The organism is Sphingomonas yabuuchiae (assembly GCF_001477495.1).
GTDB lineage: Bacteria > Pseudomonadota > Alphaproteobacteria > Sphingomonadales > Sphingomonadaceae > Sphingomonas > Sphingomonas yabuuchiae_A.
The window spans coordinates 21,468-38,130 of the sequence record NZ_LDTF01000050.1 but is presented as its reverse complement, the minus strand read 5'-3'; the positions used below and the strand labels follow the sequence as shown (position 1 = coordinate 38,130).

General features: G+C 68.1%; 14 protein-coding genes. 9 read left to right on the top strand and 5 right to left on the bottom strand.

The window, feature by feature from the left end:
• Nucleotides 1-3 precede the first annotated feature (3 nt).
• The 9 genes from NS355_RS10350 to NS355_RS10310 all read left to right on the top strand — a co-directional run bounded on the left by NS355_RS10350 (nt 4) and on the right by NS355_RS10310 (nt 11,127).
• Nucleotides 4-1,914 carry an alpha-L-fucosidase gene (locus NS355_RS10350; RefSeq protein WP_058745652.1) on the top strand — a complete coding sequence of 637 codons (1,911 nt, stop codon included), beginning with the start codon at nt 4-6 and terminating at the stop codon, nt 1,912-1,914.
• Nucleotides 1,915-2,126: 212 nt separating this feature from the next.
• Nucleotides 2,127-3,179: a patatin-like phospholipase family protein gene (locus NS355_RS10345; RefSeq protein ID WP_058745639.1), complete on the top strand. Its 1,053-nt coding sequence runs from the start codon at nt 2,127-2,129 to the stop codon at nt 3,177-3,179.
• A gap of 105 nt (nt 3,180-3,284) precedes the next feature.
• Nucleotides 3,285-4,049 carry an SDR family NAD(P)-dependent oxidoreductase gene (locus NS355_RS10340; RefSeq protein ID WP_058745638.1) on the top strand — a complete coding sequence of 255 codons (765 nt, stop codon included), beginning with the start codon at nt 3,285-3,287 and terminating at the stop codon, nt 4,047-4,049.
• 138 nt (nt 4,050-4,187) lie between these two features.
• On the top strand, nt 4,188-6,203 hold the full coding sequence (locus NS355_RS10335; protein WP_058745637.1) for an HAD-IIB family hydrolase: 2,016 nt from the start codon (nt 4,188-4,190) through the stop codon (nt 6,201-6,203).
• Nucleotides 6,200-7,342: a glycosyltransferase gene (locus NS355_RS10330; protein WP_058745636.1), complete on the top strand. Its 1,143-nt coding sequence runs from the start codon at nt 6,200-6,202 to the stop codon at nt 7,340-7,342. The genes NS355_RS10335 and NS355_RS10330 overlap by 4 nt, the downstream gene beginning before the upstream one ends.
• Complete coding sequence (locus tag NS355_RS10325) at nt 7,339-8,253, top strand: galactosyltransferase-related protein (protein ID WP_058745635.1); 915 nt, start codon at nt 7,339-7,341, stop codon at nt 8,251-8,253. Before NS355_RS10330 ends, NS355_RS10325 begins: the two co-directional genes overlap by 4 nt.
• Nucleotides 8,250-9,326, top strand: a complete 1,077-nt coding sequence (locus tag NS355_RS10320; protein WP_058745634.1) for a glycosyltransferase — start codon at nt 8,250-8,252, stop codon at nt 9,324-9,326. Before NS355_RS10325 ends, NS355_RS10320 begins: the two co-directional genes overlap by 4 nt.
• Nucleotides 9,323-10,234 (top strand): polysaccharide pyruvyl transferase family protein, encoded by a 912-nt coding sequence (locus NS355_RS10315; RefSeq protein ID WP_058745633.1) that lies wholly within the window; start codon nt 9,323-9,325, stop codon nt 10,232-10,234. The genes NS355_RS10320 and NS355_RS10315 overlap by 4 nt, the downstream gene beginning before the upstream one ends.
• The gene (locus NS355_RS10310; protein ID WP_058745632.1) at nt 10,231-11,127 is read left to right on the top strand and encodes a glycosyltransferase family 2 protein; all 897 of its coding nucleotides are present in this window, start codon (nt 10,231-10,233) and stop codon (nt 11,125-11,127) included. Before NS355_RS10315 ends, NS355_RS10310 begins: the two co-directional genes overlap by 4 nt.
• Here the strand turns inward: NS355_RS10310 and NS355_RS10305 are convergent.
• From NS355_RS10305 to NS355_RS10285, 5 genes are read right to left on the bottom strand one after another with little or no spacing between them, the layout of a single operon-like run.
• A complete protein-coding gene (locus NS355_RS10305) occupies nt 11,105-13,429 on the bottom strand; it encodes a TonB-dependent receptor (protein WP_058745631.1) in 2,325 nt (774 codons plus the stop codon). The two genes, NS355_RS10310 and NS355_RS10305, sit on opposite strands and share 23 nt — an antisense overlap.
• A gap of 10 nt (nt 13,430-13,439) precedes the next feature.
• Nucleotides 13,440-14,375 carry a FecR family protein gene (locus NS355_RS10300; RefSeq protein WP_058745630.1) on the bottom strand — a complete coding sequence of 312 codons (936 nt, stop codon included), beginning with the start codon at nt 14,373-14,375 and terminating at the stop codon, nt 13,440-13,442.
• Nucleotides 14,372-14,923, bottom strand: coding sequence for an RNA polymerase sigma factor (locus NS355_RS10295; RefSeq protein WP_244489646.1), 552 nt, complete (start codon nt 14,921-14,923; stop codon nt 14,372-14,374). Before NS355_RS10295 ends, NS355_RS10300 begins: the two co-directional genes overlap by 4 nt.
• 14 nt (nt 14,924-14,937) lie before the next feature.
• A complete protein-coding gene (locus tag NS355_RS10290; RefSeq protein WP_058745628.1) occupies nt 14,938-15,738 on the bottom strand; it encodes a ChbG/HpnK family deacetylase in 801 nt (266 codons plus the stop codon).
• Nucleotides 15,713-16,612 carry a glycosyltransferase family 2 protein gene (locus NS355_RS10285; protein WP_084787825.1) on the bottom strand — a complete coding sequence of 300 codons (900 nt, stop codon included), beginning with the start codon at nt 16,610-16,612 and terminating at the stop codon, nt 15,713-15,715. Before NS355_RS10285 ends, NS355_RS10290 begins: the two co-directional genes overlap by 26 nt.
• Nucleotides 16,613-16,663: the final 51 nt, after the last annotated feature.

Sequence of the window (16,663 nt, the reverse complement as noted above, 5' to 3'; positions counted from 1 at the left end):
AAGATGACCGATTTCTCCCGCCGCGCCGTTCTCGCCTCCGGGCTGGTCGCCTCCGCCGCGCCCGCCTTCGCGCAAAAGGGGGCGGCTGCGCCTGCTCCCTATGGCGCGGTCCCCTCGGCGCGGCAGTGGCGCTGGCATCAGCGCGAGCAGTACGCCTTCATCCACTTCGCGATGAACACCTTCACCGACAAGGAATGGGGTTATGGCGACGAAGACCCCAAGATGTTCAATCCGAGCGACTTCAGCGCGGACCAGATCGTCGGGGCCGCCAAGGCGGGCAATCTGAAGGGCATCATCCTGACGGCGAAGCATCATGACGGCTTCTGCCTCTGGCCGACCAAGCTGACCGAGCATTGCATCCGCAACTCGCCCTACAAGAACGGCCAGGGCGATATCGTCCGCGAGATGTCGGACGCCTGCAAGCGCGCCGGGCTGGCCTTCGGCATCTATCTCTCGCCCTGGGATCGCAACCGGGCCGACTATGCCCGTCCGTCCTATGTCGAATATTTCCGCAAGCAGGTGGTCGAACTTTGCACCGGCTATGGCGAACTGTTCGAATTCTGGTTCGACGGGGCCAATGGCGGCGACGGCTATTATGGCGGCGCACGCGAGACGCGACAGATCGACGCGCCCAAATATTATAACTGGCCGTCGATCATCGCGCTGGTCCACCAGTATCAGCCGATGGCCTGCACCTTCGATCCGCTGGGTGCCGATATCCGCTGGGTCGGCAATGAGGACGGGATTGCGGGCGATCCCTGCTGGCCGACCATGCCCAACCACCCGTACGTCCAGTCGGAGGGCAATTCGGGCGTGCGCGGGGCTCCGCTGTGGTGGCCTGCCGAGACCAACACCTCGATCCGGCCCGGCTGGTTCTATCATGCCGACGAGGACTCAAAGGTCCGCTCGCCGGAAAACCTGGTCGGCTATTTCGACACGTCGGTGGCGCGCGGCACCAACATGAACCTGAACCTGCCGCCCGACCGGCGCGGGCGTATTCCCGATCAGGACGTGAAGATCCTGAAGAGCTTCGGCGACGCCATCCGCGCCAGCTTCGCGACCGATCTGGCGCAGGGCGCGGTGGCCAGCGCCAGCCATGTGCGCGGCAAGGGCTATGAGGCCGCCAAGGTGCTCGACGGCCAGCGCGACACCTATTGGTCCGCGCCGGACGGCGTGACCACGCCCAGCCTGACGCTCGACCTGCCACCGGGTCGCCGTTTCGACCTGATCCGCATCCGCGAATATCTGCCGCTTGGGCTACGCGTCACGCGCTTCGCGGTCGATGCGGAAGTGAACGGCCGGTGGCAGCAACTGGCCGAACATGAGTGCATCAGCGCGCAGCGGATCATCCGCCTGCCCCAGCCGATCACCGCACGCCGCGTCCGCCTGCGCATCGTCGACGCGCCGGTCTGCCCCGCGATCAGTGAAGTCTCGCTGTTTCAGAGCGTCGCGCCGGTCCCCGTCCCCGCCATCGTGTCGAGCGACCCGACCGTGCTGGCGACGACCGACTGGACAATCGTCTCCGCCACCGCGCCGGGGGCCGAGAAGCTGCTCGACAACGACGCCAAGACCATCTGGGTGCAGCCCGCGCCAGTGGCGGGCAAGCCCGCCAGCGTCACGGTCGACATGGGCCAGGTGCGCGATGTCGCAGGCTTCAGCCTGACCCCCTCGCGCCAGGTCATGATCGACGCCGCCCCGCCGCGTGGTTACGTTGCGGAGACGAGCGTCGACGGCAAGAGCTGGACCCCAGCCGGCGCGGGCGAATTCTCGAACATCGCCTATGCGCTCTCCACCCAGCGCCTGCCCTTCACCGGCGTCCGGCCCGTCCGCTATCTGCGGCTGACCTTCGCGGAAATGTCCAAGCCCGCCGCCAAGCTGGCCATTGCGGGGATCGGCGGCTTCACCAAGCGCTGAGCTACCCTCACATCCTGACCATCCCGGCGGAGGCCGGGGTCCAGCGGCACGACGATGGAGTGACATACCGACGCCGACCCGACTGGATCCCGGCCGTCGCCGGGATGGGGCTTGGGTTTTGTGGGGACCCGGTCGAATAAAAATCCGCCGAAACGGGATGGTATTTGCCTTTTGTGCGTTGCAACATGACGCGACGCAGAAGGAGGTATGCCATGACCGACCGTCTCGAACCCCATCTCCCGCCCCGCCCCCGCATCGCCCTCGCCCTGCAAGGCGGCGGCGCGCACGGTGCCTATGGCTGGGGCGTGGTCGAGCGCCTGCTCGACGAGGATATCGAGATCGTCGGGGTCAGCGGCGCCAGCGCCGGGGCGATCAACGGTGCGGCGATCGTCTCGGGCTATGCGACCGGGGGCGCGGTTGAGGCGAAGGCGGCGCTGGAGCGCTTATGGGGCCATGTCGCCGATGCATCGCCGCTCGCTCCGCTCGATGTCGGCGCGCTGGGCGGTCCGTTCTTCGAGCCGCTGCTGCGCAAATCGCTGGACATCGCCAAGCTCTCCAGCCGCTATGTCGCGCCCTTCCTGCCCGGCGTGCGCGATATGCGTGCGCTGCGACAGGCGGTCGCGGAAAGCATCGACCTGGACCTGCTCGGCCGCCAGACGCAGCTGCCCTTCTATGTCGCGGCGACGCATATCGCGAGCGGATCGGCACGGCTGTTCACCGGTGAGGATGTGACGCTGGACGCGCTGATGGCCTCGGCCTGTCTGCCCGATCTGTTCGCGGCGGTGGAGATAGAGGGCGAGCAATATTGGGACGGCGGCTTCACCGCCAATCCCGCGCTGGAGCCGCTGCTGACCGAGGCGATCGGCGCGACCGACATGATGATCGTCCAGATCACGCCCTTCACCGTCGAGGATGTCGGCGGATCGGTGGGAGAGGTGATGCGGCGGGTCAGCGACATCAGCTTCAACGCGTGTCTGCGCCGCGACCTGCGCGCCCTGTCGGAAATCCAGGATGTCGCCCGCGCCGAAACCTCACGCGATCCCCGGATGCAAGCGATCGCACGGGTCAACCTGCACCTGCTGTCGCCGCCGCCCGAACTGGCGGGACCATCGGGGACGAGCAAGGTCGACACACGCTGGTCGGCGCTTCAGGACTTGCGCGCGATGGGCCGTGCGCAAGCCGAAGAGTGGCTGGCCGCCCATCGCGACATGCTGGGCCGGGCATCGTCCTTCAGGGGATTGCCCGAGGACATGTTGCGGTCCTGAACCGCTTTTCCATTTTTGATCGCTCCGGCGGAACACTGGCCGCAGGCACCTGTTGAGGCAGGCCGGGATAGCCCGACCAGCGACAACAGGACAGGAGCGCCCGACATGGCCAGGTTCCAAGGCAAGATCGTGATCGTCACCGGCGCGGCCTCGGGCATTGGCGAAGGCGCGGCCCGCCGCTTTGCGCAGGAAGGCGCCACGCTGGTGCTGGGCGATACGGATGGTGCGGGTCTGCAGAAACTGGCAGGCGATCTCGCCCCCGCGACGGTTGCGACGCGAGAAACCGATGTGTCCAGCATGGCCGATTGCGAGGCGCTGGTCGCATTGGCCATCGAACGGTTCGGGCGGATCGACATTCTGGTCAGCAATGCCGGGGTCGATCATCTCGGCAAGCTCGACGAAGGCGACTTCTCGGCCTTTGCGAAGGTGATCGAGACCGATCTTTACGGCGTGGTGCAGATGGCCCGCGCCGCGATCGACGCTTTGCGTCAGTCGAAAGGCTGCATCATCAACATGTCCTCGGTCTCCGGGCTCGGCGGCGACTGGAACCACAGCTTCTATTGCGCGGCCAAGGGGGCCGTGACCAACTTCACCCGCGCGCTGGCGATGGACGAGGCGGCGAACGGCGTGCGCGTGAATGCGGTCAATCCGTCCCTGACCTACACCGCCCTGACGGCGGGGATGAAGGAACAGCCCGAGCTGATCGCCAAGTTCGAGGAACGCATTCCGATGGGCCGCGGCGCGCAGCCCGAGGATATCGCAGGGGCCATCGCTTTTCTGGCGAGCGAGGACGCACGCTTCATCACCGGCGTGAACCTGCCCGTGGACGGCGGCCTGAGCGCATCCAACGGGCAGCCGCCGTTGAGCTAATGTTCGCAATTATTGATATCGATCAAGATGAGGTCAATACAAATGACACTCACGTCAATCGAATGCAATCTTTCCGCTATCCGATTGGGAGCCAATCAATATTTATAACGTTGTCGCTCCATAACGAAAGGGGCGAGATTGTTTATCCTGCATCTGGCACTTGGTGGGTGTCTGAAATCGCCACCTGTCCATTATGGCATCACCGCCGATACGGGCGGCCATATCGCCTATATCCTGGATGCCGCCGCCGCGCAGGCCAATAATATTGATACACATCAAGTGTCCATCGTCACCCGGCTCTTCGAGGAGCCGGGATTACCGCTTGACCACGCCCGTGCCACCGAATGGCTTTCACCCAAGCTGAGCATCGACCGGATCGCCACCGCCAATCGCCGCTATCTGGAAAAGGACGCACTGGCCGACGATCTTGCCGCCTTCACCGAAGCATTCTGCGCGCATCTCGCCCGACTGCCGCGCCTGCCCGACGTGATCCATGCGCATTTCTCCGACGCCGCCGCCGTCGCGGCCGAGGCGCGGCGGCGCTTCGCCATTCCCTTCGTCTATACCCCGCATGCGCTGGGCATCGACAAGCGCCGTCATCACGGCCCCTCGCCCGCGCTGGACGGTCGCATCGCCGCCGAACGTACCGCCATCGCGAGTGCCGATGCGCTGATCGTCTCGACGGAGGACGAGGCCGAGCGCCAAGTCCAGGCCTATGGCATTCCCGCTGGCGGACGAATCCACCGCATCGCGCCCGGCGTGCCGAACCATGAGGGCGGTCGTCCCGGTTGCCCGACGCTCGCAGATCGTCTGGGCGAATGGCTCGACGAACCTTCCAAGCCGATCCTCCTCGCCATCGCGCGCCCTGTCGCCAAGAAGAATCTGGGCGCGCTTGCCCGCGCCTATGCCGCCTCGCCTGCATTACGCGACGTGGCCAATCTGGTAATCCTGGCGGGGCAGCATGACGGCCCAGGGTCGGCCGAGGAGCGCGCCGTGCTGGCCGAGTTGCTGGCGCTTGCCGACAGCCCCGAACTGCATGGTCGTTTCGCCCTGCCGCCACGGCATGACGGACATGACGTCGCGGCGCTCTATGAGCGTGCAGCGGCGGGCGGTGTGTTCGTCAATGCAGCCCTACACGAGCCCTTCGGCCTGACCCTGATCGAAGCGGCGGCGGCGGGCGTGCCCGTAGTCGCGACGCGGCATGGCGGCCCCAGCGAGATCGTCGCCGCGCTGGACCATGGCCTGCTGGTCGAACCGCGCGACGAAGACGCCATCGCCGCCGCCTGCCTGACCATCCTGACCGATCCCGATACCCATCGGCGCATGAGCGCGAATGGCCGGTCGGGCTCCACCCTCTATGCCTGGGATCGCTACGCCATGGAATCCACCGCGCTCTATGCCCATCTGCCGCGCACCCCCGGCCTGCTGGCCAGCGATATCGACCATACGCTGACCGGATGCCGGGTCGGCGCGCATGATTTCGCGACATGGCGTCAGGCGAGCGACCTGCCCTTCGTCGTCGCGACCGGACGCTCCTTTGCGATGGCGCGGATCATCCTGTCGCAATGGGGCATTCCCGAGCCGGACGCCTTCATCACCGATGTCGGCACGCGCATCATGCTGAAGGGCCAGCGCGGATGGCAGGAATGTCCCGTCTTCGCCGCACGCCTGGACGAGGGATGGGACCGCAAGGCTGTTGTCGCCGCGCTCAAGCCGTTGCGCCTGCGCCCCCAGCCCCGCGACACGGCGGGACCGCACAAGGTCAGCTATTTCGGCACGGCCGAGGATGCCGCGCGCGTCCGTGAGACGCTGGCCGAACAGGGACTTTCCGCCAAGACCGTCTTCTCGCACGGGCGATTGATCGACGTGCTGGCTCCGCTGGGCGGCAAGGCGGCGGCGGTGGCCGCCTATGCCAAGCGGCTCGACCTGCCGATGGGGGCGTGCATCGCGGCCGGGGACAGCGGCAACGATGTCGACATGCTCGATGCCTGCGGCCATGCGATCGTCGTCGGCAATGCCGGGCACGAACTGGCCGACCTGCCCGAGCGCGACGGCCTGATGCGGGTCACCGCGCACCATGCCAATGGCGTGATGGAGGGGCTGGAAAAGCTGGGCCTGACCGCGCCTATGCCGACCCAGGCGACGGCGGCGTGAACCGTCCCTTCGGTTATTTCGTCCATCACCAGGGGCGCGGCCATGCCGAACGCTGCGCCGCCATCCTGAACGCGCTGCCGCCCGAGCGGCCCGTCACCATCTTCTGCGCGCGCGACGACATCTTCCCCCCGCTGCCGCCGCAGGTCGAGATCGTCACCATTCCGTCGCTCTTCGAGCCGACCGGGCTGGAGGCGGGCACGATGGACGCGGTGCCGACGCCGGAGACGCTGCACTGCGCGCCGCTCGGCTGGCCCGGCATTCGGCATGCCATGGCCGTGATCGCGGGCTGGTTCGACCGCGCCGACCCCGCGCTGATGATCTGCGACGTATCCGCCGAGATCGCGCAGCTGGCGCGGATCTGCTCAGTCCCACATGTAAAGATCCTCCAGCATGGCGACCGCAGCGATGCCGGGCACCGCGCCGCCTATGACGGCGCCGCCGGATTGCTCGCCGCGTTCGACGAGGCGCTGGCCCAGCCCGAATGGGACGCCGCCATGCGCGCGAAGACCTGCTTCGTCGGCGGGCTGGGCGTCGACACCCGTATCCCCGAGCGCGAGCTGGCGCGCCAGCGGATCGGCGTCGGCGCGGACGAGGAAATGATCCTGGTCCTGTCGGGCGGCGGCGGCGGCGGTTTCGCGCAGGCGCCGCTCGGCGTTGGCGCGCGCAGCCGCCCCGGCGCCCGCTGGATCACCATCGGCCCGGTCGCGCGCGACTGGCATGCGACAGAGCCCGCCAATATCGAGCATCGTGGCTGGGTCGACAATCCGGCCGACCATGTCGCCGCCGCCGACCTCGTCATCGCCTCGACCGGCAACACCACCTGCCAGCAGATCCTGGCCGCCGCCCGGCCGTGGCTCGCCATTCCCGAATGGCGCTATTTCGACGAGCAGCATCGCAAGGCGGAGGCGCTGGCCACGGCCGGTGTCGCCTGTGTCCGACCGCATCTGCCGTCCTCGGCCCAGTCCTGGACCTCGGCGCTGGCCGAAACCCTCAGCCAGCACTGCGCCGTCCTGCAGCGCGCGATGATCGCCGACGCGCCCGCCCAGACCGCCGCCGACTGGCTGGAGGCGCTGTCGACGCGACTCTGGCCGACCGACCTCACCCATTCCCTTTCCCAATCCACCGGAGCCTCTTCATGATCTCGGTCGTCACGCTCGCCGGGGGCCGCCCCGAACATCTGCGCAACGTCGTGATCGGCCTGACGCGCCAGACGATGCTCCCCGCCGAGCTGATCGTCGCGGTCATTCAGGACACGCCCTACGACCTGCCGGAGGCGCCCTTCCCCATCCGCCAGATGATGGTCTCCGGCCCGCGCCTGCCGCTGGCCACCGCGCGCAACGCGGCGGCCGAGGCGGCGGTCGGCGACAAGCTGGTCTTCCTCGATATGGACTGCATTCCGACACCCGAACTGCTGGCCGATTATGACCGCTATCTGGATCAGGAAGACGGGCTGCTGATGGGCGAGGTGATGTACCTGCCCGGCGGCGCGACGGCGGGCGACTGGCGGTATGAGAGCTTCGCCAAGGTCGCGGTACGCCATTCCGACCGGCGCGGCCCGCCACCGAAAGGGATCGAGCGGTGCGAGGATTATCGCTGTTTCTGGTCGCTCAATTTCGCGATGCGCCGCGACACCTTCCTCGGCACCGGCGGGTTCGACGAGCGCTATGCGGGCTATGGCGGCGAGGATACCGATTTCGGCAAGGTGGTGGACAAGGCAGGCGTGCCCATCGCCTGGATCAAGGGCGGCCTCGCCTATCACCAATATCACCCGCACCACATGCCGCCGGTCCATCATATCGACAGCGTGGTCCGCAATGCCGAGCTGTTCGAGGCGAAATGGGGATACCGCACCATGGGCCACTGGCTGCACGCCTTCCGCCTGATGGGCCTGATCGACGACACGCCCGGCCGCCCGATCCGGATCCTGCGCCGCCCTGACGAAGACGACCTGGCGCTGACCGGGCAGCAGAGCCATCAGCCCTATGCCAATACCGCCAGCGTCATCCGCCTGCTGGAGGAGCGCGCCGGCAAGCCCCGCGTCGCGGCATGAAGATCGCGCTGCTCGCCCATGTCCGCCAGCCCATCCGTCAACCGTTCCTGGGCGGCATGGAAGCCCATGGCTGGTATCTGGCCGAGGGGCTGGCGGCGCGCGGGCATGAGGTGGTGCTGTTCGCCAGCGGCGACAGCGACCCGCGCTTCACGCTCGATCCGGTCCTGCCGGTCCATTACGAAGCCGTCTTCCCCTGGGCCGAACATCGCGGCAAGCCCGAGCTGATCGCGCATGTCGATGCGGGCTATGCCGCCGCTTGCGACCGGATCGCACGCGGCGGCTTCGACGTGGTGCACAACAACAGCCTGCATCGTTTTCCGCTGGAGCAGCGCCGGACCGCGCGAACGCCGACCGTCACCTCGCTGCATGTGCCACCCTATGACGCGCTCCACCATTTCGTGTCGATCAGCCCCAGCCCGACCCATAAGCTGACCGTCACCTCCGCCCGGCAATTGCAGGCCTGGTGGCCGAACGGCGCGCCGCCCGAAGCCTCCGTGCTGCACAATGCCATCGCCCCCGACGCCTGGCCCTTTGTCGAGCAGGGCAATGGCGAGGCGGTGTGGTGCGGGCGGATCACCCCCAATAAGGGCACGCATCTCGCCATTCGTGCCGCGCGGGAAGCGGGCGTCGCGTTGACCTTGTTCGGCGCGGTCGAGGACCCGGACTATTTCGCCACCGAGGTCGAGCCGTTGCTGGACGGCGGCATTCGTTATGGCGGGCATCTGGACGGGGCGGCGCTGGCACGGGAACTGGGGCGGGCCTCGGTATTCCTGTTCACCCCCTGCTGGAATGAGCCATTCGGCCTGGTCGCGATCGAGGCCATGGCGTGCGGCCTGCCGGTCGCGGCCTTCGATGCGGGCGCGGCGCGCGAGGTCGTGGGCGAGGCCGGATGCATCGCCCCCGCCGGGGATGTCACCGCGTTGGCCGACGCCCTGATCCGCGCCATGGCCATTTCGCGCAGCACCGCCCGCCGCCGGGTGGAGACGCATTTCGCCCGCGACCTGTGGCTGGACCGTTGCGAGGCGCTGTATGCCAGTGTCCGCAGTGCCTCGCCAAGCGCCATCGCGGCGTGAGCGAGGATGTGATCGCAGGCCAGCGAGAGGCGCTGCTCGACCTGTATCGCCGTCACGTCACGCCGGGAGAGCCCTATGCGCTGGTCGATTTCCCCGACCATCCCAATGTCGGCGACAGCGCGATCTGGCTGGGCGAGATCGCTTTGCTCCACGCGATCGGCGCGGGCGATCCGGCCTCTATCTCGCGCTGGGACGATTTCGACGAAGCGGCCTTCCGCACGGCCTGTCCGACCGGCCCGATCCTGATCCATGGCGGCGGCAATCTGGGCGACATCTGGCCGCATCACCAGCATTTTCGCGAATATCTGATCGAACGCTTTCCCGATCGCCGGATCGTCCAGCTGCCCCAGTCGATCCACTTCCGCGACGAAGCCCATCGCGACCGGTTCGCCGCACTCGTCAAAGGCCACCCGGATTTTCACCTGTACGTCCGCGACATGGCGAGCCTCGACCTGGCCCGCCGGCATTTCGATTGCCCCAGCACACTGGCCCCCGACTCCGCCTTCGGCCTGGGCAGCGTCGCGCGCCCCGTCTCGGCGGATTGCCGCGCACTGATGCTGCTCCGCTCCGACGCGGAACGCGCGACGCGTGACGACGCACCCTTGCTGGCCCTTGCGGATACGGTGGCCCTGGACTGGCTCGACGAACCGACCGTCACGGCGTCGGCGCCGACCGAGCGGGCACGGGAGCGCATCGAACGCGGGTTGACGCTGCTCGCGCGCGGCGAGCGGATCGTTACAGATCGGCTGCACGGCCATATCCTGGCGTTGCTGCTCGGCATTCCCCACGTCGTGCTGGACAATGACTATGGCAAGGTCGGCGCCTATATCGCCGCCTGGACGGCGGAAAGTCCGCTCGTCCGACAGGCGCGATCTCCGCAGGAGGCGGCGGAGCTGGTCGCGGGATGATCGATATCAGCCTGCTGATCTGCACCCGCAACCGCAGCCGCAGCCTGGCCGCCACGCTCGCCTCGGTCGATGCCGCCGCCCGGCATCCGGGCAGCGGAACGATCGAGTTGATCCTTGTCGACAACGGCTCGACCGATGCCACGGCGGCGGTGGTCCGGCACTGGGCGATCGACCGGCCCTTTACGGTGCGGTTGCTGTCGGAGCCGCAGCCGGGCCTGGCCCGTGCCCGCAATCGGGCGCTTCGGGCGGCGCGGGGGCGGATCGTCGCGATGACCGACGATGACTGCATGCTGCACCCCGATTACTTCGCGCATATGGCCCAGGCCTTTGCCGACCAGCCTGCCCCCGTCATCATCGGCGGGCGTATCCTGCGCGGCGATCCCGCCGACCTGATGCTGACCGTCAAGCTGGAGGATCATCCGATGATCGCCGAGCCGGGCAGCTTTCCCGGCGGCTTCGTCATGGGTGCCAATCTGGCCTTCACCGCCGAGGTCGGCCGCGTGGTCGGGCCGTTCGACGAGCGTTTCGGGGCGGGCGCGCCGTTCCGCGCCGCCGAGGATACCGACTTCCTGTTGCGTGCCCAGGCGATGGGTATTTCGATCCGTTACGACCCCCGCTTCGTCGTCGACCACCATCATGGCCGTCGACGGGAGGACGAAGCCATCGCGCTGCTGGCGGGATACGGCTTTGGCGACGGAGCGCTCTATGCCAAGCACGTCTTGACCGACCGCCGGGTCCGCCGCTGGATGGTGCAGGACGTCCGCAACCTTGGCGAGCGCCTTGCCGGGCCGGTGCCGACGATCCGGCATTTCCACGCCTTTCGTTTGCGCCACGTGCTGGCTGGCCTGGCCGCCTATGCCCGCGTCGCCGTCAGAAATCCGCGCTCAGCCTGATCCCCACGGTGCGCGGCCGCAGCGGTGTCGAGACATTGCGCCGCCCAAGCAGGAACGGATTGCCATAGGCGAAGCGATTGCCCCGCTCGTCGAGCAGATTGTCGAGCGTCAGCGCCAGCGCATAGCCGCCCCGCCGGGCGCTCAGCCCCAGATTGGCGACGCCATAGCCCCCCTGCCGGACATCGAACATATCGCCGACGCCCAGCACCGACGGGCCGACAAAGGCCAGCTCGCCACGTGTCGACAGGATCGTGTCGCGCCCCAGGGCGACATCACGAACCAGTCCCAGCCGCGCCGAGACGCTCGGCGTCTCGGGCAGGCGGCGATTGCCGGCACGGCTGAGCAAGGCGGTCGAGCCCGTCACTTCATTGTCGGTCACGAACACCGCGCCCGTCAGGTGCCAGTCGGGCTGCGGCACCCACTCGACCCAGCCTTCCAGCGCATCGACGCGCGCGTCGCCGATATTGCTCGTCACCGGCTGTCCTGCGCGGTTGAGCAGGTCGGCCTGGATCGCCTTCCAACGCGCATGGGACAGGCTGACCGATGCCGACAGACCGGTCGTCCCGCGCCGGACATGGCGCAGGCCAGCCTCGACCATCTGGATCGAGTCCGACTCGAAGTTCGCGACCCGGCCGACGCCCGCCGCGACCGCCAGGCCGCCGGTGCGGAAGCCCGACTGATAGCGCCCGAACGCCGTCCAGTCGCCGCCCAGCGCCCAGGCAAAACCAAAGGTCGGATCGACGCGCGTGGTCGACCGGCCACGCACGAAATTCTTCGATCGCGGCGTGATCGACGGTTCGCCATCGACCCGCGCGGCGGTCACCCGCCCGCCCAGCGTCAGCGACAGGCGACCGGTGACGGGATGCGTCGCCTCTCCGAAAATGGCGCCGGTGCGCGTGACGTTGGTCACGCCGATCACCGGTCTGATGCCTTGGCGGATGGTCAGCGAGCGCCCCATCACCGACTGATCCGACACCAGATTGACGCCGACCACCCAGGATCCACCGCCGGGCCGTCGTCGTGATATACGGGTTTCGTGCGAAAACAGCGTCTTGTCGCCGTTCAACAGATAGGTTTCGTGCGGCACCACCGGGCTGGCGTCGAATTGTTCGAAGGATGAGCCGCTGACGATGCCGGTGGCGGAGACGAATTGCAGGCCGCTCGCCCAGCTTTTGGACAGGAGCAGCCGCCCGAACCGCATATCGCTCCAGGAAGGTTGGGCCGTCGCCGAGCGGCTGGCCAGCACATCCTCGCTCAGCACATATTGCGCGTCGCGCGACACGATCGACTGGGTGCCGCCGCCCAGTTCGGCGCGCCAGCCGTCCCCGACATTCCAGGCCAGCGTGCCACGCAGGCCGCTGGTCAGCACCCGGTTGATGTCGCGCGCGCCGGTCCGCAGATTGTCGATATAGCCGCCGTCGACCGCATGATAGCCGACCAGCCGGACACCCAGCGTATCGGGCAGCAGCACCTTGTTGGCGACCGCCGCCATATCCCCGCTCGGCGCCCCGCCCCGGGTCGACGCGCCGCCCCATTCGATCCGCCCGCCGTCGCGGGTCAGCGACACCGGGTTGGAGGTCAGGCGGACGATCCCCCCGATCGCGCCCGAGCCGTGCAGCGCCCCCTGCGGTCCCTCGGCGATTTCGACCTCGCCGATGTCATAGAGTTTCAACCCCGGATCCGGCCCGGCAAAGGCGACCTGCACCTCGTCGAGATAGAGGCTGGCGGTCGACTCGGTCGCGCCGTTGAAGCTGCTGTCGGCGATGCCGCGGATGAACAGCTTGTTGCGCCCCGGTCCCAGCGCGGTGGTCTGAAGGATCGGCGTCTGTCCCGCGACGTCGCTGAGGTCGATCGATCCGTTGGGCAACGCGACACCGCGCCCGATCACCGACACGCTGCCGGGATAGCGGCCCAGTTCAGTGCCCTGCTTGCTGGCGGTCACGATGATGTCGCCCGTCCGGCCTGCAGGCGGCGAGATGGCGGGCGGGGGGCGGCTGACCGATGGGCGACGGGGCGATCCGACGATACGGAAACTGACCGCGTCGATCGCGATGGCGCGGTAGCCGGTTCCGCGCAGCAGCTGCGCCAGGGCTCTGGCGGGCGGCGCGCCGGTGGTCAGTGCGCGGGTGCGGACCTCATTCAGGCGGGGATCGGTGGCGACGACGGTGATGCCGCCCTGCCGCGCCAGCTCACGCAGCGCGAAATCCAGCCTTGCGGGGGCCAGCACGATCCGGCGGGATGCGGTTACATCGGGGGTCTGCGCCCGACCGGCGGCAGGCAAGGCAAGGGCGACCGCGACCAACAGGCCGCGTTCAATAAACCCCGTCCGACGCCCGCAAAATCCAGTCCCCACCGCTCTGGCGCCACTCCGCTCCGATCAGCTTCGCAAGACGTGGAACGTCCCGGCTGGCGTCCCCCGTCACGCGGACCAGCCCGGTGACGCTGCGTTTCGCCAACGGCCCCTCCACCGCGATCCGCATGCCATAGGCGGATTGCAATCGTGCGGCAATCGCGTCGACCGTCTCTCCGTCCAGATCCAGCAGGCCGCGACGCCACCCCCCGACCATCGCCGGATCGACTTGGACACGGCGCAGGCTGCCCTGCGCCTCGTCCAGCCGTGCCCCCTGCCCGGCGGTCAACTGCACCGCCTGCCCCCGGGGCGCGAGCGCGACCGCCCCTTCGGCGACCGTCACGTCCAGCCGAGCCCCCTCACGCCGGACGTCGAACACGGTCCCCACATCGCGGATGGCGACGTCGCCCGAGCGGAGTTCGAAAGGAGCGGAGGCGTCGTGCCGGACACGGAACAGCGCCTGTCCGCTTTCCAGCGTCGCGACCCGCGTGTCGTTGCGGTCGAGCCGAAGCCGCGATCCCCCCGCCATTTCGACCTGCGTGCCGTCGTTCAGGGCAATGACCCGCGTTTCGCCCGGCCGGGTCTGCTCGACCCGGATGTCGGGGCGCGTCTGCATCAGCACAGGCCCTGCGACCAGCGCGACGGCCGCGGCAACGCCGCCCATCAACCACCAACGACCCCACCCCCTGTTGTCGTTGGCCGCAACCGGCGTTTCGGTCATGACGGGTTTCGGCTCGGCCACCGGCGCGACCAGCAGGGCATCGGCCATCGCCACCGCGTCATAGGCGCGCGCGTTCTCCGGGCTGTCCTCCAGCCAGGTCGCAAAGGCATCCCATTCGGCCGCGCTCATGTCGCGCTGCCGGACGTGCCAGTCGATCGCCTGTTCCTCCCGCGTCACTCGTCCCCGCTCCTTCCACTGTCAGGACGACGCCGACACGCCCGATCCGCACCCTCCGCATGACGATTTTCTTGCAAAAATTGATAGGCACGGCGCAGCAGCTTTTCGACGGCGCTGACGGTAATGCCCATCTGCTCGGCAATGTCGCGTTGCGGGCGTTCCTCGAAGCGGAACAGGGTGAAGGCTTCGCGCATCCGGTCGGGCATCCGGGCGATCATCGCATGGGCCTGGGCCAGTTCGCTGCGGCCCGCCGCGATCCGTTCGGGATCGGCATATTCGGCGGATTGCGGCTGCACCTCTTCCCACGCGCCGTCCCGCACGCCGCGCCGCGCGGCGGCGATACGGCGGTCGGTCGCCATATTGGTCGCCATGCGGCAGAGAAAGGGAATGGGCTGCTCGATCTGTCCGGCATCCAGCCCCGACACGCGCAGCCAGAGGTCCTGAAGCGCGTCCTCCGCCTCGTCGGGTGAGCCGAGCCGGGCGGCGAGCAGGCGACGCAGCAGCGGGCGCGCCTCCATGAACCGGCCTTCCAGACCCTGATTACCCAAAGACCGCCCTCGTGTCAGGCGGCGAAGGCCAACCCGCGTTGCGCCGCCATGTCAGACACCGAAACGGCGCGCAAGACATCGGCTTCGTCGCGCCGCGCCGCCGCGATCGCGTCGCCCGCCCGCTTGCCCGCGCCGGGATGGCACATCACCAGATGCTCCGCCCCGCCCTGATCGAGGAAACGCGGCAACGCCTCGGCAAAGCGGCCGTCAAAGCCGTAATGCCCGGCGAAGCCCCGGTTGCAGTGCAGCCCCGCTGCCTTTGCGGCACGGGTCAGGCCGCGCGAGTGATAGGCGCTGCCGATCGCCTTGCCCCGCCATGGCCGTCCGAGCAGCCCGACCAGCCGATCCTCGCAGGTGCGCACCCAGGCTCCGGGCGCGCGCCGCCGCGTGATCGCCAGCACGATCGGGCGGACACCGGGCAGCGCGTGCGAATGCTGATGCCCGTCGACAAAGGCGGGCAGACGGTTCATCGCCGCCTCGAACCGGTCGAACTGCGCCTCGACCTCGCGGGTGATCTCCGCAGCGTCGAGTTTGCCCTTCGCGGCCAGCCGGGTCAGCGGATCGATCCCCGGCATCACCCCGTCGCGGGTGAACCCATTGGGATGGATAGGCGCTTCCTCGGTCAGGGTCAGGTGCAGGCCGATCTGCGCGGCCTGCGGCACGGATCGCAGCATCACACTGTCCTCCATCCAGTTCGGACGAAGGGTCATGCAGCTTGTCGCGTTCAGTTTGCCCGAGCGGAGCAGCTCGGCGATGACCAGACTGTCTTCGGTGGAAAAGGCGAAATCGTCAGCGCAGAGAATAAGCCGGTTCACCCACGACCCCCGCCAGTTGCTGATAGGCCCGCTCGCGCATCCGCTCTGTCGTGAGCCGCCGCGCGCGCAGTCGCTTCGCAAGGAAATCGTAGAAGAACCAGTCCCCCGCGAACGGCGCGGCGACGCTGTAGACCAGCCGCTCGGTCAGCGTCCAGCGGATCGACTCCCGATCGCGCTCCCGGTCCGAGGGGACGCACCAGAAACCATCGGCATAGGCCATGGTGCCATGGCGCATCACGCGGTGGATGACCTCATGATCCTCCAGCACGAAATTCCAGCGGCGCGCATCGAACCCGCCCGCCGCCTTCAGCGCCTCGGTCCGGAACGCCTGGCCCGCGCCGCCCGCATGGCACTGGCGCGGCAGGAAACGCGCGGCCAACCGGATCGCGGCGGACTCGCGACGACGCTCCGCCTCTCCGTCCTGCGGCGCGATGAAATAGGCCCCGGCGACGACGCAGCCGGGCTTTTCCAACAGGTCTTGGGCCTGCGCCAGATAATCGGCCGGGTAATAGGTGTCGGCGTCGCAGGTCGCGACGAAACGCGTGTGCACATATTCGAGCCCGAGGTGCAGCGCGTTGATCTTGCCCGGCAAACCCTGGTGAAGCAGGATATGGTCCAGCCCCAGCCGCTCGCAGGTCTCGGTCGCCACCCGCGCGCTGGCGTCGAGCGAGCCGTTGTCGACCAGCACGAGCCGGAACCGCAGCGTCTGGGCCGCCAGGCTTTCCAGCGTGGCCGCCAGATCGCGCTCCTCGTTGAAGAAGGGCACGACGACGGTCCAGCACGGCGCGACATAGGCACCCGTCCGTTCCGTCTTCCCGGCCTGGGCCCAGGCCCTGGCATTCCGCCAGGCCGCGCCTTCCGCATCGAGCAGCATTAACCCCACCCCGCCTAAAAAACGACCAAACCACCCGGTGGCCGAAGCCCC